This is a genomic window from Geobacter sp. (assembly GCF_030834625.1).
GTDB lineage: Bacteria > Desulfobacterota > Desulfuromonadia > Geobacterales > Geobacteraceae > Geobacter.
This window is the reverse complement of sequence record NZ_JAUQXO010000039.1, coordinates 41,194-61,223: the sequence shown is the minus strand read 5'-3', so window position 1 is coordinate 61,223 and position 20,030 is coordinate 41,194. Positions and strand designations below refer to the sequence as shown.

At 57.6% G+C, this 20,030-nt stretch carries 18 protein-coding genes and 1 other annotated feature; of the genes, 2 read left to right on the top strand and 16 right to left on the bottom strand.

What is annotated here, in order from left to right:
- Positions 1-15 precede the first annotated feature (15 nt).
- The 6 genes from RCH91_RS10615 to RCH91_RS10590 all read right to left on the bottom strand — a co-directional run bounded on the left by RCH91_RS10615 (position 16) and on the right by RCH91_RS10590 (position 6,465).
- Positions 16-882, bottom strand: coding sequence for a carotenoid biosynthesis protein (locus RCH91_RS10615; protein WP_306534903.1), 867 nt, complete (start codon positions 880-882; stop codon positions 16-18).
- A gap of 95 nt (positions 883-977) precedes the next feature.
- Positions 978-2,027 (bottom strand): MlaD family protein, encoded by a 1,050-nt coding sequence (locus RCH91_RS10610; RefSeq protein WP_306534901.1) that lies wholly within the window; start codon positions 2,025-2,027, stop codon positions 978-980.
- Between the two features lie 92 nt (positions 2,028-2,119).
- On the bottom strand, positions 2,120-2,896 hold the full coding sequence (locus tag RCH91_RS10605; protein WP_306534899.1) for an ABC transporter permease: 777 nt from the start codon (positions 2,894-2,896) through the stop codon (positions 2,120-2,122).
- A complete protein-coding gene (locus RCH91_RS10600; RefSeq protein WP_306534897.1) occupies positions 2,893-4,371 on the bottom strand; it encodes a hypothetical protein in 1,479 nt (492 codons plus the stop codon). The genes RCH91_RS10605 and RCH91_RS10600 overlap by 4 nt, the downstream gene beginning before the upstream one ends.
- Positions 4,372-4,572: 201 nt before the next feature.
- Positions 4,573-5,100 (bottom strand): 3-isopropylmalate dehydratase small subunit 2, encoded by a 528-nt coding sequence (locus RCH91_RS10595; protein WP_306534895.1) that lies wholly within the window; start codon positions 5,098-5,100, stop codon positions 4,573-4,575.
- An 81-nt stretch (positions 5,101-5,181) separates the two neighbouring features.
- Entirely contained in the window at positions 5,182-6,465 is a 1,284-nt protein-coding gene (locus tag RCH91_RS10590; protein WP_306534893.1) for a 3-isopropylmalate dehydratase large subunit, read from the bottom strand.
- A 154-nt stretch (positions 6,466-6,619) separates the two neighbouring features.
- Here RCH91_RS10590 and RCH91_RS10585 point away from each other — a divergent pair, with 154 nt between their 5' ends.
- Positions 6,620-7,648 (top strand): TIGR00730 family Rossman fold protein, encoded by a 1,029-nt coding sequence (locus tag RCH91_RS10585; protein ID WP_306534891.1) that lies wholly within the window; start codon positions 6,620-6,622, stop codon positions 7,646-7,648.
- A 205-nt stretch (positions 7,649-7,853) separates the two neighbouring features.
- On the top strand, positions 7,854-8,054 hold the full coding sequence (locus tag RCH91_RS10580; protein WP_306534889.1) for a cold-shock protein: 201 nt from the start codon (positions 7,854-7,856) through the stop codon (positions 8,052-8,054).
- A 142-nt stretch (positions 8,055-8,196) separates the two neighbouring features.
- Here RCH91_RS10580 and RCH91_RS10575 read toward each other — a convergent pair whose 3' ends face one another.
- The 10 genes from RCH91_RS10575 to RCH91_RS10530 form a co-directional block, all read right to left on the bottom strand.
- On the bottom strand, positions 8,197-9,735 hold the full coding sequence (locus RCH91_RS10575) for a 2-isopropylmalate synthase (RefSeq protein ID WP_306534887.1): 1,539 nt from the start codon (positions 9,733-9,735) through the stop codon (positions 8,197-8,199).
- A 96-nt stretch (positions 9,736-9,831) separates the two neighbouring features.
- Positions 9,832-10,104: a binding site (T-box leader), on the bottom strand.
- Positions 10,105-10,245: 141 nt separating this feature from the next.
- The gene (pssA, locus tag RCH91_RS10570) at positions 10,246-11,025 is read right to left on the bottom strand and encodes a CDP-diacylglycerol--serine O-phosphatidyltransferase (RefSeq protein WP_306534885.1); all 780 of its coding nucleotides are present in this window, start codon (positions 11,023-11,025) and stop codon (positions 10,246-10,248) included.
- Positions 11,022-11,678: a phosphatidylserine decarboxylase family protein gene (locus RCH91_RS10565; RefSeq protein WP_306534883.1), complete on the bottom strand. Its 657-nt coding sequence runs from the start codon at positions 11,676-11,678 to the stop codon at positions 11,022-11,024. Before RCH91_RS10565 ends, pssA begins: the two co-directional genes overlap by 4 nt.
- A 149-nt stretch (positions 11,679-11,827) precedes the next feature.
- Complete coding sequence (gene ilvC, locus RCH91_RS10560; protein ID WP_306534881.1) at positions 11,828-12,844, bottom strand: ketol-acid reductoisomerase; 1,017 nt, start codon at positions 12,842-12,844, stop codon at positions 11,828-11,830.
- Between the two features lie 66 nt (positions 12,845-12,910).
- Positions 12,911-13,402, bottom strand: coding sequence for an acetolactate synthase small subunit (gene ilvN / locus RCH91_RS10555; RefSeq protein WP_306534879.1), 492 nt, complete (start codon positions 13,400-13,402; stop codon positions 12,911-12,913).
- Between the two features lie 57 nt (positions 13,403-13,459).
- Positions 13,460-15,160: a biosynthetic-type acetolactate synthase large subunit gene (gene ilvB, locus RCH91_RS10550; RefSeq protein WP_306534877.1), complete on the bottom strand. Its 1,701-nt coding sequence runs from the start codon at positions 15,158-15,160 to the stop codon at positions 13,460-13,462.
- A 73-nt stretch (positions 15,161-15,233) separates the two neighbouring features.
- Positions 15,234-16,895, bottom strand: coding sequence for a dihydroxy-acid dehydratase (gene ilvD / locus RCH91_RS10545; RefSeq protein ID WP_306534875.1), 1,662 nt, complete (start codon positions 16,893-16,895; stop codon positions 15,234-15,236).
- Between the two features lie 179 nt (positions 16,896-17,074).
- Entirely contained in the window at positions 17,075-17,767 is a 693-nt protein-coding gene (gene tsaB, locus RCH91_RS10540; RefSeq protein ID WP_306534873.1) for a tRNA (adenosine(37)-N6)-threonylcarbamoyltransferase complex dimerization subunit type 1 TsaB, read from the bottom strand.
- A gap of 1 nt (position 17,768) precedes the next feature.
- A complete protein-coding gene (gene rseP / locus RCH91_RS10535; protein ID WP_306534871.1) occupies positions 17,769-18,836 on the bottom strand; it encodes an RIP metalloprotease RseP in 1,068 nt (355 codons plus the stop codon).
- A gap of 32 nt (positions 18,837-18,868) precedes the next feature.
- A complete protein-coding gene (locus RCH91_RS10530; protein ID WP_306534869.1) occupies positions 18,869-20,023 on the bottom strand; it encodes a 1-deoxy-D-xylulose-5-phosphate reductoisomerase in 1,155 nt (384 codons plus the stop codon).
- Positions 20,024-20,030: the final 7 nt, after the last annotated feature.

The following is a 20,030-nucleotide window of genomic DNA, read 5'->3' as shown; positions in this document are numbered from 1 at the left end:
GGGCCGGTCCGCCACCTACCCCTTACGTGTCGCCGCTGCCGACCAAGGGAAGTCCCGCAGGTGCTCGGCCATCTCCTCCTTGCGGTAGCGGTTTGTCCGGCGGATAACGGTAACGGCAGATATCGTCAGGGCGGGGATGACGATGAGGACGCCGGTCAGAGCCATGAGGCGCTCGCCGATCCAAAGGGTCACACTGAGGTTAAAAACAAGGACCGAGACATAGAGGATCGGCCCGTAGAGGGAACGAAACGGAGGATTTGCAACTCCTGCAGACCTATTACCGCCGCGGCCCAGCCGGGCATCGATCCGCTGCAGCACGAAAACGAGGATGAAGCTCACGAGCCACCACCCCAGGTAATTGGAGAGGGGCACCCCAAAGTGGACCCCGACCTCCCGATAGCCGTAGATCTGCCCCAGGAACCAGCGGTTCCCCTGAAGGGCCACCGGATCAATGATGATGTCGAGAAAGACCTGGAAGAGGGACCCGAGGAAGAGGACGGCGAAGGAGGTGCGGATGGTGCGGGTTTCCAAAGTCACCACATCCCACCGCCACGCCTTAACGGGAGAAACGACGAAGAGGGCAGTGGCATAACTGCAGTAGGTGAGAAAGACGTAGGAGAGGGAATCGAAGAACGGCACCCCGGCAATCCAGAGCTCCCGGTCGCGGGTCACGTCGATATAGTAGTACCATCCATAGGGGATGCCGGTGTTGATGGAGCTGAATTCCGAAAGAAACGCGACAAGATATCCCGCTACCGTGAACAGGGCTGTCTTGCGCCACCCCAAATGGGGCACGGCCGCCACCAGGTAGGCGGCAAAGAACGCAAAGACATAGGGGCGCATCGTGACGGTTCCGACAGCGATCCTGAGAATATCCTCCATTCATCCCTCCTGACGAACAAAGCGCGGAAGCCGCTCCTTCACGACCCCGCGCTCCCTGACAAAAGTCTCTCGTTGTACCCTGCCGGACGGTCCCGCTAGAACAGCGTCCCCACCATGCTCCCGAGAACCGAAATGGGACCGGAGTCGGACAGCCCCTCGGTCGCCCTGTCCAGCTTCTTCATGGCTGCCGTGGTGTCACGGTACAGGGTGTCGTCATTCACGAGCTTGCCAAGGGTCCCCTCTCCCGCATTGATCTTCCTGGCCACCTCGCTGACGTTTCTGGAGGCGTCCTTGAGTTCATTGTAGAGGCTCTCGTCGTTCACGAGCTTGCCGACACTCCCCTCACCCCGGTTGATCTTTGCGGCGATCTCCTTGATGTCTTTGGCTCCGTCGTTGAGGCTCGCCACAGCTCCCTTGGCATCCCGGTAAAAGGCATCGTCGTTGACGAGCTTGCCGAGGCTTCCCTCTCCCTTCTCGATCTTTGCGGTGACATTCTTCATGCTCGTCGCCAGCTCATTGGTATTGTGGTAGAGAGACTCGTCGTTGAGAAGCATCGCCAGGGACCCCTGCCCCCGGTCCATCTTGGTGGTGATGCTGTTCATGTTCTCGATGGCTCCCCGCAGATTCCCCCGGTTTTCATCAAGCATGGAGGCGATTTTCTGGAACACCTCCCGCTGGTTGTCGGTCAGGTCGTTTATCAGGACCTTCGTGTCTTTAGTAAGGTCACTCACGTTGTCGACGATGATATCGATGTTGGCGATCTCGCGACTCTTGATTTCGCTTCCCGGCGGCAGAACCGAGGCATTTGGAGAACCGAAGGAGAGGCCGAGGAACTGCCCGCCGAGGAGGTTGGTGAGCCGGATGGTCGCCACCGAATCAGCCTTGATGGAAGTGCCGGGTTTAACCTCAAAATCCACCTCAACCCTGCTGTCTGCAATGGCAATCTTCGTGATTTTGCCGACCTCGACCCCTGCCAACCGGACCGGATCGCCCAACTTGAGTCCCGTGGTGCTGGAAAGATAGGTCTTGTAGGGAATGGCCTTCTCGAAGGGATTCCACTTTTCGCCCAACTCGAGCATAATCCCGAGGAGCACAAGCCCCGCCATGAAGAAGAACCCCACCTTTTTTTCAGTTGTAATCGCCATAGTACCCCGTGCCCCTTCCGCTCCGGCCGGAACAGCCGCCTTGCGTATGATTCCTGCGAACCACGCAATGGCTCTGGTTGAGCCACCTCAGTTCAGAGCAGTATCCTCGTCAGAAAATAATCAGCCACCAAAATCAGCATAAACGAAAGCACCACGGCCCGGGTGGTGGTCTCAGCGATCCCCCGGGCCCCACCGGTGGTCTTGAAACCAGTGTAGCACGAGACCAGGCCGATGATTCCACCGAACGTTGTAGCCTTGAGAAGCCCTGCGCCGATTTCCTTCAGCTTGAGCGCCGTTTTCATGCTGTCGTAATAGGTAGAATAGGAGATAAATATCTTCGGGTGAAAGTGACTGAGGAGCGCCCCACCGAGTATCCCTATAAAATCCGCATAGATGACCAGCGCCGGAACACAGATGAGGCAGGCGATAAGCCGAGGCATGGCAAGGTAGCGGACCGGGTTGATGTCGAGGGTCTTGAGGGCGTCGATTTCCTCATAAACCTTCATTACCCCGATCTCCGCCGCCATGGCGGACCCGGCGCGCCCGGCCACCAGAAAGCTCGTCATGACCGGCCCCAGTTCCCGGACCATGGAAAGTCCCACAATCCCGCCAATGATGTTCTGGGTGCCGTACTTCTGGAGTTCGGCGCCTGTCTGAAGGGCGAGTACCATCCCCACGAAGAATGCCATGACCGAGGCCATGGGAAGCGTCTCGTAGCCGATGATTGCCATCTGGCTGAAGATGCTCTGGATGTTGCGTGGCGCCTCCCGGAAGAACCAAAGCGTCTGGCCGAGGAGCATGACCATCTCTCCCACGGTCCCGTGAAACGCAAGCACCCGTTTCCCTACCCGCTCAAACACACTCTTCACGGTTCAAACCTCGCCCTGCTCACCATGTCGCTCTCCTGTTCCGCCGCTACCTCCCCCGTCCCCTCCCAACTCACGCCGAAGGGTAGCCAGAGAAAGTTCAGGGTGTTCACCCCTTCTTTTTTCAGCAGCCGGATAAGTCCTTTCAGAACGGAAACGTCGGCCTGCTTCCCCTCTGAGCGGTATGACACGAGGGGATAAAGCTCGTATGCAAGATCATCACCCCTCCGCTCATGCCAGTATAGGTTCCAGAGAAAGGAAACCGTTGAATCGCCGGACTCATTCCATCTCTGGATATAGATCCGCCACAGCGGCGCCCAGCTTTGCTCAATACCTTCCTGGGGAAACACGGGCTCCACGGGGGCCGGAAAACTGATCTGTTTTACCCCGCGCGCGTCGCTGTTGAAGACGAAAAGGGGCCAAAGAGACGTCCGTCGCCGCTCTGCACCGTCGATGGGCCACCGTTCGCGGATGTCCGAGTAAAGAAAGAAGAAAACCCGGTCCCGCTCGCGGCAATAGGTATCCGACGTGATCTCGTCGTGCCGGTAGAGGGGCCAGAGGTACCATCGCTTGAGGGTCTCCTTGCCCCGCTCCTCGGCGTAGAAAGGGAGATACCGCTTTATCTCACGTTTCTCGCCCGTGGCAGTCATGATCAGGGGCCAGAGGTAGTACCGCTCCTCCTGCTTCGCCTCACGGTCGCTGGTCCATCCCATGAAGGGCCAGAGATAGGTGCGGGAAGAGACCCGAGGCGACTCGGTGGCCGCGTAGAAGGGGAAGACGGTGAGCCGCTCTGTGGGGTTGTCGGTGTCGAGTCCCTTCAGCTCGTGGAGGTAAAAGGGCCACAGGACGAAGCGACGCTCATAGCTCCCCTCCTTGGCCGATCTGCCGTAAAGAGGCCAGAACTGGAATCCGGTCTCCCGCTCCCCCGTGGTGGTTGAGAAAAACGGATAGAGGTAGTTCCGCGTCGTGGTCCCCTTTTTGACCGTGCGACTGTAAAGTGGAAACAGGGTGTAATGGATCTCGTCCCGCGAGAATCGCTCGTAAAGAGTTCCATAAAACGGAAAAATCGAGGTGTACGGCCCGTAGGTGTCCGATGTGCCGCGAATGAAGAAGGGGAAGAGCATGGAATCGCTCTCCACCTTGTCCGGCTCGTCTTTGCGGAACGTGTTGACATGGAAGAGCGGCGTCACCTGGAAGGTCGACACCTCAGGGGTTTCGCGCGATGAGGCGATCGGGTAGAGGTAGCTTGTCGACGCGCTCCTTTCCCCCTCATCAACGATTCGGTAGACAAAGGGCCGGACGGCGATCGTCGTTTCATCCCCCTGGTGCTGGATCTTGACGAGGGGCCCAAGGATTGAAAGATTGCTGAAACCGGTATTGGGGCTCTTCCGGTAGTCAACCAGGGGCCAGAGGGTAAAAATAGTTCCCTGCCCCCCATCACCGTTCCCGGACGCCCGAAGCGGCACTGCGAGAAGCATCGTGAGAACGCACGTGATGAGTAAGGAACGATAAAGCATGGAAAATATTTCACCGTGTCAAAAAAGTGGATCGACTAGTTAAATACCCTCAAGCACCGGGACGAGTCAACAGAAAACACCCTGTCCTCCCTGCACCATAGAGAAAGAGGCCTGCGCACAACGCAGGCCTCTCGAAAAAGCGAACAGGGGAAACGGAGCGTCTCAGTACTTCTGGTCAGCGTAGTCAACCCAGCCGCCGGCCAGGACCAGGGCCTTGTCGAAGGGAGAAACCTCAAATGAAATACTCTCTTCCTTTCCTCCGCCTGCGACCGTAAGGACCTGCTTTTCCACGTCGATTCCGATGACTGCATCGAGGCAGTCCCCATAGGCGAAGAGAAGGTCGAGCTTCTCCTTCGGTAATTCGATTGCTGCCATGCCGCAGTTGAACATGTTCTGCCGGAAAATACGGGCGAACGACTCTGCAATCACGGCGGTGATGCCGTTCACCTCAAAGACCCACGGCGCATGCTCCCGGGAGGATCCGCAACCGAAGTTGGCCCGCGAAACGATGACCCGGGCGGCCTTGGTCTTCTCACCCTTCGGATCGAATCCGGGGAGTTTCAGGTCCTCGAGGATATAGGGTTTCAGGTCTTCCTTAGTGATCTCGGTCAGGTACTTGGCCGGAATGATCTCGTCGGTATTGATATCGGAGCGGTCGAGAAAGAGTGCGGGGCCGCCAAATTGTTTCATGGTTCAGTCTCCTTGGAAAAGTCGGTCACGAGTGACCGGTGACTGGCGCATCAAAGGGCTGCCAGCCATCCACCAAAAAAATTACAGGTATTTCCGAGGGTCGGCGATCACCCCTTCGATGGCAGTTGCCGCGCTCGTGGCTGGGGACATGAGGTGAACCATCCCCCCCTTCCCCATCCGTCCCATGAAGTTGCGGTTGGTGGTGGAGGCGCAGACCTCCCCCTCAGCGAGAACCCCGTTGCTCATGCCGAGACAGGCTCCGCAGGTGGGGTTCGTGACGCAAAAACCAGCCTCCATGAAGATGTCGATAATACCTTCGGCCATGGCATCCTTGTAGATCTTAGGCGTGGCCGGGGAGAGAATGCCGCGCACCGTAGGGGCAATCGTCTTCCCCTTGAGGATCTGAGCCGCAATCCGCAGGTCCTCCAGACGGCCGTTGGTGCAGGAGCCCAGATAGACCTGGTCGACGGGGGCGCCGGCAATTTCACTGACCGGCTTCACCTGGTCGGGCTTGTAGCCGAAGGTGACAATGGGCTCCAGGGTCGATACGTCGAAGTCGAGTACCCGTTCGTAACTGGCATCAGCATCGGAACACCATGTGCCGAACTTGGCAAGGGCGGCTTCTTTCGATGGATATTCGTTCTGGATGAAGGGCCAAAGGTATTCCACCGTCACCATGTCGGGCATGCAGATACCGGAGGTTCCCCCCGCCTCGATGGCCATGTTGCAGAGCGTCATCCGCGACTCCATCGTCATTGCATCAACCACCGACCCCCTGAATTCCATCACCCGGTCGGTGGCGCCATTCACGCCGAGCTGGCCGATGACATAGAGGATCACGTCCTTGGCGTAGACGCCACGGGGGAGAGACCCGTTCAGGTTGATCCTGATCGTCTTCGGCTCCCGGAAGGCGCAGACCCCCTTGAGAATCCCCACCTCCAGGTCAGTGGTGCCGACACCGGCGGCAAAGGCACCGAAGGCACCGTGGGTGCAGGTATGGGAATCGCCCATGATGACCGTGTAACCGGGATGGATATATCCCTTCTCGGGAAAGAGGGCGTGACATACGCCGTTATGGCCGACGTCGAAAAAGTCCTGGATAGCGTGGCGCCGTGCCCAGTCGCGCAGGATCTTGGCCTGGGTGGCGGTCTTCGTGTCCTTGCTCGGTGTCACGTGGTCGACCACGGCCTTAATCCTCGTGGGATCGAAGACCCGGTCCTTGCCCCGCGAAATCAGATCGGCAATGGCGATGGGAGTGGTAATCTCGTGGCACATCACCACGTCGAGCCTGAGCACCTTGGTACCAGGGAACGGCTCATCGACCAGGTGACTCGCAAAAATCTTTTCAGCTGTGGTCTTACCCATGTGAACTACCCTTTCGCATGTGATGAACTGTTCGGCAACTGTAAACAAAGCCCCTTGATAAATCAACGTAATATTTGTTCGACCCGGCTTAACATTTGCTTGCAGGATAATGACATGCTAGAATGCGAAAATTTTCAACGGGGGCTGACCTGCCATGGAATTAAGTTTTACCCGCTCCAACGGAGAAATCGACAAACTGATCGACACCCTTATGGAGAGAGTCGACGCCATTCACCACCCGGCGATGATCCGGGAGATGATCATCTCCGCCCTCAAGTCGGGCCAGGAATGCAACTACCTGGCGGATCTCAAGCTCCTCAACAACACCATGAAGGAGATGCGCTACACCACCAACGTCTTCGCTCCCTATCGAGGGAAGCGAAAGGTGACCATCTTCGGCTCCGCACGTACCGAACACCACGAGCCGATCTACCAGACCTGTGTTCGCTTCAGCCGAAAGCTTGCAGACAAGGGTTTCATGATCATTACCGGCGGCGGGCCTGGAATCATGCAGGCAGGAAACGAAGGAGCCGGCAGCGAGCATTCCTTTGCCGTCAACATCCGCCTCCCCTTCGAGCAGCAACCAAACCCGTTCATGCTCCAGAATCCTCGGCTAATCAACTACAAGTACTTCTTCAACCGAAAGGTAGCCTTCGTGAAGGAATCTAACGCCTTAGCCGTTTTCCCCGGCGGATTTGGTACCCTCGACGAGGCAATGGAGGTCTTCACCCTCATCCAAACTGGCAAAACCTCTCCCAAACCGCTCGTTCTCATCGACGACAATGACGGCTATTGGGACCGCTGGTTCGACTTCGTTAAGGAATGCATCCTCGGCAAGGGTTTCATCTCCGCCGAAGACTTCTCCATCTTCACCATCACCCGTGACGAGGACGAAGCAATCAGGGTCATCGAGGATTTCTACCGCAACTACCATTCGCTCAGATTCTTTGAAGCACGTCTCATCATCCGCCTCACAAAGGAACTTACCCCCGAACAGATCGATGAACTGGAGAACGAGTTCCCCGAAATACGACTGCCGGGGACCCGCATCGTCCCCTGTGCACCCCTCCCCGAGGAGGCCGATGAGCCCGATCTCCTTAAGTTGCCCCGGATCTCGCTGCAGTTCGACCACCAACACTACGGACTCCTCGTCGCCTTCATCAGAAAGCTCAACCTGTTCTGATCGCCAACTGAAAAACCCTTGACAACGTAATTACACGCTGTTAATTTTTGCACGTAGCAAGTTTCGGAAGCTTTATGCAGCAAATGAAAACCAGTACAAAGATTCACATGCTTTGCGGTTTTCCTGCCTCAAGACTCCGGAAACTCTAGCAACATCCCACGAAGTTCCGGCAACGATCCGGAGGCACCAAAAAGGAGGTAGGAAAATGGCACAGGGCAAGGTTAAGTGGTTCAACGACGCCAAAGGCTTCGGCTTCATTGAGCAGGACAACGGAGAGGATGTGTTCGTTCACTTCTCTGCCATCCAGACCGATGGGTTCAAGACCCTTGCTGAAGGCGAAGCGGTCACCTTCGACGTGGTCACCGGACCCAAAGGGCTCCAGGCAGCCAACGTAAAAAAAGCCTAACTAATCAGCCGATAAACGGCACAAAAGAGCCCCGCATGAGTATTCCAGCGGGGCTCTTTTTTATCAATCCCATCTGTAATTGTAATAAGAGAGTCTTCCACGGCAGGGGGAGAAATAACCAGCATTCTCCCCCTGCTTACGTTTACAGACACTCGTGGATTCGCTCCATTTTTGATTGAAGACGATTGAGCGCATTAATATATGCCTTTGCCGACGCCTCAATAATATCGGTGGAGGAACCACGGCCAACGACCGTCTCGTCACCGTCGGTCACACGCACGGTCACTTCACCCTGAGCATCGGTACCGCCAGTGATGGATCCCACATTGTACTGCTGGAGTTTCGCCTTGGTCTTGGTCAGCTTCTTGATGGCCTTGAGAGTCGCATCAACCGGACCGTCGCCCAGTTCGGCGGTCCGTACCGGCGAGCCGTCGATCTCCATCTGCACCGTGGAGGTGGCCACAGCAAAGGAACCACAGGTGACCGTGATGTGGGAGAGCCGATACTTCTCCGCCGGTCGCATCACCTCGTCAGCCACCAAGGCGTCAAGATCCTCGTCGAAGACCTCTTTCTTCAGATCAGCCAGGGCCTTGAACCGCTCGAAGGCGCGGTTCAGGTCTTCATCGGAAAGTTCGTAACCAAGTTCAGTAAGACGCTTTTTGAAGGCGTGGCGGCCCGAGTGCTTGCCGAGCACCAGCACGTTCGCCTTGAGCCCTATCGATTCGGGGGTCATGATTTCATAGGTGGACTTCTCCATAAGGACGCCATGCTGATGGATTCCCGACTCGTGGGCAAAGGCGTTGGCCCCGACTATCGCCTTGTTGGGCTGGACTCCGATTCCGGTAATAGTGGTAAGGAGACGGCTGGCCGGAACGATCTGTTCATGGTCCACATTGGTCCTGAAGGGGAGGATGTCGTGCCGCGTCCTGATGGCCATGACAAACTCCTCCAGGGAGCAGTTCCCCGCCCGCTCGCCGATTCCGTTGACAGTGCACTCTACCTGGCCTGCCCCGGCCTGGACCGCAGCGATGGAGTTGGCCACCGCCAGTCCCAGGTCGTTATGGCAATGGACCGAGATGACCGCCTTTTCGATGTTTGGCACGTTCTCCTTGAGGTGCCTGATGATATTAAAGTACTCGAAAGGAATCGTGTAGCCGACGGTGTCGGGGATGTTCACCGTCGTGACACCAGCGTCAATCACCGCCTCAACTACTTGTGCCAAAAAAGCCAGGTCGGTGCGAACAGCATCCTCACAGGAAAACTCCACGTTGGGAGTGTATGATTTTGCTCGCCTCACCGCTTTGACTGCGTTCTCGAGCACCTGATCGCGGGTCATTCTCAGCTTGTACTTCATGTGTATTTCCGACGTGGCGAGGAAGGTATGGATCCGCCCCTTCTCACCTGCATACTTGAGCGCTTCCCAAGCGCGGTCGATATCCTTGTCGCTGGATCGACAGAGCCCGGCGATCTCCGGCCCCTTGATGGTCTGGGCAATCCGCTTCACCGCTTCGAAGTCTCCCTCCGAAGCGATGGGGAAACCCGCCTCTATGACGTCAACATTCAGCTTCTGGAGCTGTTTGGCAACGCGCAGCTTCTCCTCGATGTTCATGCTGTTGCCCGGCGACTGCTCGCCGTCGCGAAGCGTTGTATCGAAAATCTTGATAGTCTTCAATTCCGCCATGGTCTGCCTCCCTATGCGTAATGGTCGTCTCGAGCCGCCTGCGGCCTAGTTTCCCTGTAGCAGCCCTCTGCGCAAAACAAAAAAGCCTCCGCCCAGACAAGGGACGAAGGCTCTGCTCCGTGGTACCACCCTTTTTTATCCACTTTGTTCCCAGCCAACTGCATACCGGAAGCGGACCTTGTTTCCCCTTAACGCGGGTAACGGCCTTGACTAGGTGGAACAGAGTTTCCATGCCACGTTCACCAAGGCGGCTCCGAGGCGAGTTCATCCGTCCTTATACCGGTTTGCACCACCCACCGGCTCTCTGTCACCGAAATCATCTTCAGTGCAATAAGGAAAAGGATTACTACTCCTCTTCTCAGCCTTTTCAAATTGTAGAGGCAATAGTAGTGAACAATACGTCCGGCTGTCAAGACAATTCCGCTTGGATTCCGACAAGTTCCACGCCTTCAAATCTTGTTTGCCGCAACCAAAGAGGATGATGGTGCTCCACGCATTTGATCAGTTCGTTCAGTGTTCTTCCTTGACGTGCTTGTTGTGGATCACCTTCTCGAGCCTTCGCCTCCGGGGCCAAGTCATCAGAAATCCGATGATTCCTGAGAAGGTATAGCAGAGAAAGATCACGAACAGCATGACGATTGGCTCTGCCGCGATAACCACTAAAAGGAGCACCGCAAGAACAAGAAAGGCAAACGGCTGGCGCTTGATAAGCTCCGGGTCCTTGAAGGAGTAGTAGCGGAAATTGGATACCATCAAGAAGGCAAGAAGGTAGATGAGAATTAGTATCGCCAGCTTCTTGAAAGAACTGGGCCAGCCAAAGTGGTAAAAAAGGAGCACCATGGCCGACACCATGCTCGCCGCCGCCGGTGTCGGCAACCCCACAAAGCGCTTGCTCTCCACCGTGTTGACCTGAACATTGAAGCGGGCCAGCCTGAGGGCCCCGCAGGCGACAAAGAGAAACGCCGCAAGCCACCCCAGACGGCCGAAGGGCTGGAGCGCCCACTTGTACATGAGGAGGGCCGGCGCGACGCAGAAGGATACCACATCGGCCAACGAGTCGTATTCGACCCCGAACTTGCTGGACGTGCCGGTGAGCCGTGCAACCTTGCCGTCGAGACCGTCGAATATAGAGGAAATGAGGATCCAGAGCGCGGCGGTCTTGAAATCGCCGTTCATGGTGGCGACCATGCCGTAGAAACCGGCGAACAGGCTTCCTGTGGTAAAGAGGTTCGGAAGGATGTAAATCCCCTTCCGCATGCTCTCGCTCATGTCGATCTTTTCACCGCTCATGGCAGTATCCCCAAGATGGTCTCCCCAGCAACGGTCTTGTCGCCCATTTTTACTCGCACTGCGGTTTCGCGCGGCAGATAGACATCGAGACGGGAACCGAAGCGGATCAGGCCGTAACGCCTTCCGCGGACAAGGTGATCACCCTTTGAAGCATAACAGACAATGCGGCGTGCTATAAGACCGGCCACCTGAACGACAACCATCTTCATCCCCTTGGCGGTTTCGATGACAAGCCCAGCCTGCTCGTTCTCAAAGGTGGCCCGCTCGTCGCGGACATCAAGAAACTTACCCTTGATGTAAAAGGAGTCCAGCACCTTGCCAGTTACCGGCACCCTGTTCACATGGACGTTGAAAACCGACATGAAGATACTGATCTTGGTCATTTCCTCCCCCAGATGCTCCTCGCGGGAAGGGCCCAGATAAATGACCATGCCGTCAGCCGGAGCAATCACCGCGTTATCGTCTGCAGGGGTGGTCCGCTCGGGATTGCGAAAGAAAAAAACTATGAAGAGTGTCAATGCTCCGAAAAGAACCGCCAGAATCAAGAATGCGGGCATCTTCGAGCAAAGGACGGCCAGCGCCACGGTTATTACCGCGGCACCAGCGATAAAGGGATATCCCTCCGCGGCAATGGGGGTATTTGTGTTGCGCATCAGAGAACCTCAGGCTTTTGGACCATCATAAACCAAACGACCGCTCCATGGCGACCGCATTTTCACGCAACCACAAAGAGGCCGGATGCGGTGGGGGTGTTCTTACCCTGTCCCGTACCCGGCCTCCCTGTCGCTGTTTCAGTCTCTGTTTAGTTCTTTGCTTTATCGACGATCTTGGAAGCACCGATCCACGACATCATGGAGCGGAGACGTGCCCCGACTTCCTCAATCTGGTGCTCGGCACCCTTGCGGCGAAGAGCAGTGAAGACCGGCTTGTTGGCCTTGTTCTCGAGCATCCATTCCTTGGCGAACTGGCCGGTCTGGATCTCGTCGAGAATCTTCTTCATCTCCTTCTTGGTTTCAGCGGTGATGACCCGCGGTCCGCGGGTGAGGTCACCGTACTCGGCCGTATTGGAGATGGAGTAACGCATATTGGCGATGCCGCCTTCGTAGATCAGGTCAACGATGAGCTTCGTCTCGTGGAGACACTCGAAGTAGGCCATCTCCGGAGCATAGCCCGCCTCGACCAGGGTCTCAAAACCAGCCTGGATCAGGGCAGAGATACCACCGCACAGCACAGCCTGCTCGCCAAAGAGGTCAGTCTCGGTCTCTTCCTTGAAGGAGGTCTCTATAATGCCGGCGCGACCGCCACCGTTGGCCGAGGCGTAGGCAAGGGCCACATCACGGGAATTGCCGGCCGGGTCGTGGTGGATGGCGATGAGGCTCGGCACGCCGCCACCCTTCGTGTACTCGTGACGAACCAGGTGACCCGGTCCCTTGGGAGCTACCATGATAACGTTGACGTCGGGACGCGGCACGATCTGGCCGAAATGGATGTTGAAACCATGGCTGAAGGCGAGGTAGGCGCCCTGCTTGAGGAACGGGCCGATCTCTTCCCGGTAGATGTCCCCCTGGGTCTCGTCTGGGAGAAGGATCATCACCACGTCAGCAATTTTCACCGCTTCCGGGGTGGGGAGTACAGTCAGACCGGCCTCGGTGGCCTTTTTAACCGACGCGGAGTCGGCGCGGAGCCCCACCACAACGTCGATGCCCGAATCCTTCAGGTTATTGGCATGGGCATGTCCCTGGGAGCCGTAGCCGATGATGGCTACTTTCTTCCCCTTGAGCACGCCCATATTGCAATCCTTGTCATAGTAAATCTTCATTCTTTCCTCCTCGAGTGTAGTGAATCCATTTAACTGTGTTATTGCCATGCACAGCGAAAAAGCCAGCTAGCCCTTCCATGCCTTGGCGCCGCGGCCTATGGCCACCGGACCGGTCCTGACCAACTCCTTGAGTCCGAGGGGACGCAGGAGCTCAAGAATGGCGTCGATTTTCGCCGGGGCACCGGTCGCCTCGATAGTGAACGATTTGGTGGTTACGTCGATGATCTTCGCCCTAAAAATATCCGCAATCCTGAGGATTTCAGCCCGGGCGGACTCCTCGGCGGTAACCTTGATGAGGGCCATCTCCCTCTCGATCGCCTCGCCATCGGTAAAGTCGATTACCTTGATGACGTCGATGAGCTTGTTGAGCTGCTTGGATATCTGCTCAAGAATCTGGTCATCCCCCCGGGTAACTATGGTCATCCGGGAGATGGTCTCATCGTTGGTGGGAGCAACCGAGAGAGAATCGATATTGAAGCCGCGGCCGGAAAAGAGGCCGGCTACGCGGGAAAGGACGCCAAATTCGTTTTCCACCATAACGGTGATCGTATGTCTCATGAAGAAACCTCCTGAAGAGCGGGCAAGATCGAAAGCGCTTTCGCGTGTCCGCGCCCACTAGGCATTGAGCACCATTTCATTGAGAGACGCCCCGGCAGGGACCATCGGGAGCACCTTCTCCTCACGGGCGATCTTGAACTCCATAATGACCGGACCCGGCGTTTCGAAGGCCTTCTTGATGGTCGCCTCCACCTCGTCGGGTCTCGTCGCCTGGAACCCCTTGGCCCCAAAAGCCTCGGCAAGTTTGATGAAGTCGATGGGAAGCTCCATGCAGGTCTGGGAGTAGCGCTTGTCAAAAAAGAGCTCCTGCCACTGGCGAACCATGCCGAGGAAGTTATTGTTGAGAATTACAATCTTTACGGGAAGCCGGTTCTGGACCAGCGTCGCCATCTCCTGAAGGTTCATCTGGAAACCGCCGTCGCCGCAGACAGCGATGACCTGCCGGTTCGGGAAGGCCGCCTGGGCACCCATTGCCGCCGGAAGTCCGTATCCCATCGTCCCGAGACCGCCAGACGAAAGGAGCGTTCGCGGCTCGCGGAACCCGAAGAACTGGGCGGTCCACATCTGATGCTGGCCCACGTCCGTGGCCACAATGGCGTCGGACTCCGAAAGCTCACGAAGCTTCTGGATCACGAACTGGGGTTTGATCACCGTGGCTGTTTGCTTGTAACTCATCGGGTGCTTCTTCTTCCACCCGTCAATCTCCACCAGCCACGGTTCAATCCCTGCGTGGAACGCCGCTATCTTGTCACCACACTCTTCAACAGTCTTGAGCATGCGGCCAAGGACATCCTTGACCTGTCCGACGATCGGGAGATCAACCCGGACGTTCTTGCGAATGGAGGTCGGGTCCACGTCCATGTGGATGATCTTCGCATGGGAAGCAAAGGTGGCGATCTTTCCGGTCACCCGGTCATCGAAGCGTGCCCCCACCGCAACGAGCAGGTCGCAGTTGGTCACCGCCATGTTGGCAAAATAGGTGCCGTGCATCCCGAGAAGATTGAGCGAGAGAGGATTGTCCTCGGGAAAGGCGCCAAGCCCCATAAGGGTCGTGGTGACCGGAATATGGAGCTTGGTGGCCAGGGCGCTGAGTTCACCGGCGGCATCGCCGGAAATGGCTCCGCCCCCCACGTAAATGACCGGCTTCTTTGCCGCCAGGAGCATGGACACGGCCTTCTCTATCTGCTTCGGGTGACCTTCCACAGTCGGCTTGTAGCTGCGAAGCTCGATGGAATCGGGATAGTGAAACTCGGCGGTAGCGATCTGAACATCCTTCGGCAAGTCGACGAGAACCGGACCGGGGCGCCCCGTACGGGCAATAAAGAAGGCCTTTTTGATGATCGTGGCGATGTCTTTAACATCCTTCACGAGGAAGTTGTGCTTTGTGCAGGGACGGGTGATACCAATGATGTCCACCTCCTGGAAGGCGTCGTTGCCGATGAGGGCCGTCGGCACCTGCCCGGTGATAACCACCAGGGGGATGGAGTCCATGTAGGCGGTGGCAATGCCGGTCACCGTATTAGTGGCGCCGGGGCCGGACGTGGCTATGGCGACGCCGACCCTGCCAGTGGCCCGGGCAAAGCCATCGGCCGCATGGACGCCTGCCTGCTCGTGCCGGGGAAGGATATGACGGATATCTTTGAAGCTGAAGAGCTCGTCATAGATATTGATAACCGTGCCGCCAGGATAGCCGAAGACGGTGTCAACACCTTCCAGCTTGAGACATTCAAGGAGTATTCGTGCGCCTGTCATTTTCATATAAACCTCCCAAGAGGGACATCAAATCTGGTGGAACAAAGTGGTTTTCTGGAATGATCCCGAGAAATCGCTCTTACTCGGCCGTCGTGACCGCCCCGGTGTATGCCGAGGTCACCACTTTGGCGTAGCGTGCGAGCCATCCGGTCTTGATCTTGGGTTCGGGAGCAACCCAGCGGTTGCGGCGCTCCGCAAGGATTGACTCGTCCACGAGGAGCTCCAGCTTCCGGTTGGGGATATCGAGTCGAATCCTGTCCCCCTCTTCCACCAGAGCGAGGGGACCCCCTTCGGCCGCCTCGGGAGAAATGTGCCCGATACAGGGACCGCGGGTACCACCGGAGAAGCGGCCGTCGGTGATGAGAGCAACGGAATCTCCGAGGCCAAGCCCCATGAGGGTCGCGGTCGGTGCAAGCATCTCCCGCATTCCCGGCCCCCCCTTGGGCCCCTCGTAGCGGATCACCACCACGTCGCCGGACGTGATCTCCCCCCCCATGAGGGCGGCCATGGCGGCCTCTTCCGAGTCGAAGCAGCGGGCTCTTCCCTCGAACTTCATCATGGGCGCCGACACCCCCGACTGCTTAACCACTGCACCCTTTGGAGCAAGATTGCCGAAGAGAACGGCAATTCCCCCCTCCTTCTTGACTGGATCGGACACGGGACGGATAACCCGCTCATCTACCGTCTGTACCGTGGACGCCAGTTCACGGGTAGTGAGTCCCATGACGGTCGGATTGTCCTTGATCATATCGCCGAGCTGCTTAAGAACTCCGACAACACCGCCGGCTGCGTCGAGATCCTCCATAAAGTACTCCCCTGCCGGGTTCATGGATGCGATCTGCGGCGTTTCCTTGGAGAGGATGTCGAAAGTTTCCAGAGGGAGTTCGACCCCTGCCTCCCGCGCAATGGCCAGGAGATGGAGAACGGTATTGGAAGATCCGCCGAGGGCGAGATCAACCCGGATGGCATTCTCGAAGGCGGCACGTGTCAGGATCTGGCGCGGCGTCACTCCGTTGCGGACAAGCTCAACGATCTTCTCGCCCGAGGCAAAGGCAATACGACGCTTGAGGGCTGAAACTGCCAGGGCCGTCCCGCAGCGGGGAAGGCTCATGCCGAGGGTTTCGGTGAGAATCGCCATGGTATTGGCGGTAAAGAGCCCCTGACACGATCCCATGCCGGGACAGGCGTTTTCCTCACAGACCTGAAGTTCTTTTTCGTCGATGACGCCGGCCTTGTAGCGGGCCATGGCCTCAAAAGTATCGGTTACAAAGGAGAAGCGCCGCCCTTCGACACCGCGGCCGGCCATCATGGGACCCGCGGTCACCACGATGGCGGGGATGTCGAGCCGTGCCGCCGCCATGAGCATGCCGGGAGTGATCTTGTCGCAGTTGGTGAGGAGAACGAGGCCGTCGAGCCGATGGGCTTCGGCCACCGACTCGACCATGTCGGCAATCAGTTCGCGGGTCGGGAGGGAGTAGTGCATCCCCTTGTGTCCCATGGCGATGCCGTCGCAGACGCCGGGAATGCCGAAGAAAAAGGCATAACCGCCGCCGGTGTGGATACCTTTCTCGATGAAGCGCTCCAGGTCCCGCATCCCCACGTGCCCCGGAATCAGGTCGGTGAAACTGGTGGCAACGCCAATGAACGGCTTCGTCATCTCGCTCTGGGGAACGCCGGTTCCCTTGATGAGGGCTCGGTGCGGAGTCCGCTCGATCCCCTTCTTTATGGTGTCACTGCGCATCTGGAAGACCTCTGGCTGAAAAAAATCAAATGGGGGGAATTCCCAAGGAATGTCTTTGATCCTGCCGACCGTTTCGCAATCGTAATCGAAAATTCAATTATCTCAAACAGATCGGAGTACAAAGGGAAAGTGTGAAAATAATACATTAGGTGGGGACTGTCAACACCATTAAAATGGCGTTATAGCGTTTCCCGCATCATCTTAGTCAGCTCGGCCTCGGATGGACGGATATAGGTGGGATTCAAGCAAGGCAGCGGCGTGAACGCACCCGAGCGGAATAACTCAAGGGCAAGCACCGCACCGGCTGCTGCACGGGGTTGATGGCAGTGCGCAGGTGCAAAGACGGCTCTGTCACCAAGGGTTTCTTCGATGAGATCCCGGTAGCGGAGCGCCCCGTTGCCGACAAAGAGGGTCGGACCGTCGATGAGCCCGAGGAAGCGTTCCGGGGCTATGACGCAGTCGGCATGGAGGGGTTCGGGAAGAACACCACAACGGTAGAGCGCTGCGTAGACCTCCTTCTTTCGGGCGTCGAAGAGAGTACAGACCGTAAGTGAGCACACGGGAAGGTTGAGCGCAAGCATGGCAAGGGACGAAAAACCAACCACCGGCTTTCCCGTCGCCAGCGCGAGCCCTTTGACAGTGGATACTCCAATCCGGACACCGGTGAAAGATCCGGGGCCCAAGGCCACGCCGAAGCCATCAAGATCGGCAAGGAGGAGCCCGGAATCCCGCAAGATGGTGTCAACCGCGGCAAGGAGCCGCTCGGAAAGGGTCCGTTCACTATCGAGAAGGGACTCGGCCGCGAGACGCCCGTCGATGGTGAGTGCTACGCCGCAGGTGGACGTTGATGTATCGACGGTGAGGAGCTTCAAGCTACCCATTCCCCACGAGGTAGCGGGCAATGTCGTTGTAGAAGGCGAGCACCATGAGCCCGATGAGAAGGGCAAGCCCCACCTGCTGAGCGATTTCCCGCGCCCGCATGCTGACCGGTCTGCGGAAGACGAGTTCCCAGAGGTAGAAAACAAGGTGCCCGCCATCGAGAATCGGGATGGGAAGGAGATTGAGAACGCCCAAGTTCACCGAGAGCAGCGCCATGAACGCGAGAAAACTCACTCCTCCCGCCTCGGCCTGCTGGCCGGCCATCTTGGCGATCATGATCGGTCCGCCGATGGTATCCAGAGGAATGGCCCGCTCGACGATCTTCACCAGCGAAAGGACCGTCAACTCGATGACGTTCCAGGTCTGGGCACTTCCCCGGGAGAAGGCCTCGCCGGGAGGGTATCGGTCGATGACCGTCTCTCCCGCAGCAACCACCCCGATGACGGGGGAGGTCACCGTCTCTCCGAGGAGGTTCTTCCCGGTTCGCGTCTCGGGGACAATCCGGAAGATCTTTGTCTCCGTGCCCCGCTTAACCTCGATATCCAGCGATGATCCCTTCGTCGTCGCGATCTCGGCCGCCATCTCGTCCCACCGGACCACCTTCTTGCCGTTCACGGCAGTGACCATGTCACCTGCAGCCAGGCCTGCCTTGGCAGCAGGCTTGTCCTTGACCACTTCCCCGACTTTGGTGGTTGCGGCAGGCACGCCAATCATGAAGATCACGATGAAGAGGAGCCAGGCGAAGATAAGGTTGAAGCCGGGACCGGCCACCACGATGCCGATGCGCCTGAGGGGTGTCTTTTCCGCAAAGGAGCGGGTCTTCTCCTCATCGGTGAGCTCGCCGTCGGTCCCCTCGCCAACCATTTTCACATACCCACCAAGGGGGAACGCGGAAAGGAGGTACTCGGTTTCGCCGACCTTCTTACCGATAAGCTTCGGCCCGAACCCGAGGGAAAACTTCTCGACTCCGACGCCAAAGAGCTTGGCAAAGATGAAATGCCCTAACTCGTGCACAAAGATGAGTATGCCGAGAACGATAATTGCGGAAACAATGCTTGTCATCTGAAGCCTCGCAAAAGGGGCAGGGAATCTTGTCAGTACAACCCGAGGAGCGCCCGGGTTTTTTCTCTCGCCCAGAGATCGGAGGAAAGAACATCCTCTATGGTGACAAGTGAACGGGACTCATGGGCATCCATGGTTCGTGCGATAGACGTGGCAATATCGGTGAAACCGATCCTCCCCTTCAGGAAGGCCTCGACCGCAACCTCGTTGGCGGCGTTCATGACCGCCGGCATGCTCTCCCCGGCGGCAAGGGCATCGTAGGCCAGCTTCAGGGCAGGGAAACGCTGATAGTCGGGAGCAAGGAAGGTAAGCCCCGACAACACGGTCAGATCAAGGGGCTTCACCCCCGTCGGAATCCGCTCCGGATAGGTGAGAGCGTAGGCGATGGGGGCCTTCATATCGGGTACCCCCAGTTGAGCCATGACACAGCCGTCCGCATATTCGACCATGGAGTGAATAATGCTCTGGGGATGGATATTCACGGCAATCTGCTCCGCCGGCGTATCAAAGAGCCAGCGCGCCTCTATAACCTCCAGCCCCTTGTTCATCATGGTGGCCGAGTCGATGGTTATTTTCTGCCCCATGCTCCAATTAGGATGATTGAGGGCATCGGCAACCGAGACCTGGGAGAGACGATCAAGAGGGAGGTCCAGGAACGGCCCCCCCGATGCGGTAAGGATAATCCGCTTCACGTCCTTCCGGCTTTGCCCCTCAAGGGATTGGAAGACCGCGGAGTGCTCGCTATCGACCGGGTAGAGCCTTACCCCCTTCTCCCTGACAAGGTCCATCATGATCCGACCGGCGGTGACGAGGGTCTCCTTGTTGGCAAGGGCAACGTCCTTGCCGGCCTTGATGGCTGCAGCGGTCGGCACGAGGCCGGCAGCACCAACGATGGCAGCAACCACCATGTCGCTTTCCCCGGCAGTGGCAGCAGCAATGAGGCCGGGAACCCCATGGTGGATCTGGGGTTTCAGGCCTGTGAGCATTCGATCCAGTTCCCGGGCCAGATCAGCGGTCAGGACACTGACCAGCCTAGGTCGGAACGCATCGATCTGCTGCTTGAGAAGCTCCAGGTTGTTCCCCGCCGAGAGGGCAACCACCTGGAACCGATCCCGATGGGCGGCGACGATCTCCAGGGTGCTTACCCCGATGGAGCCGGTAGAACCAAGAATGGTGAGCTTTTTCATTATTCCT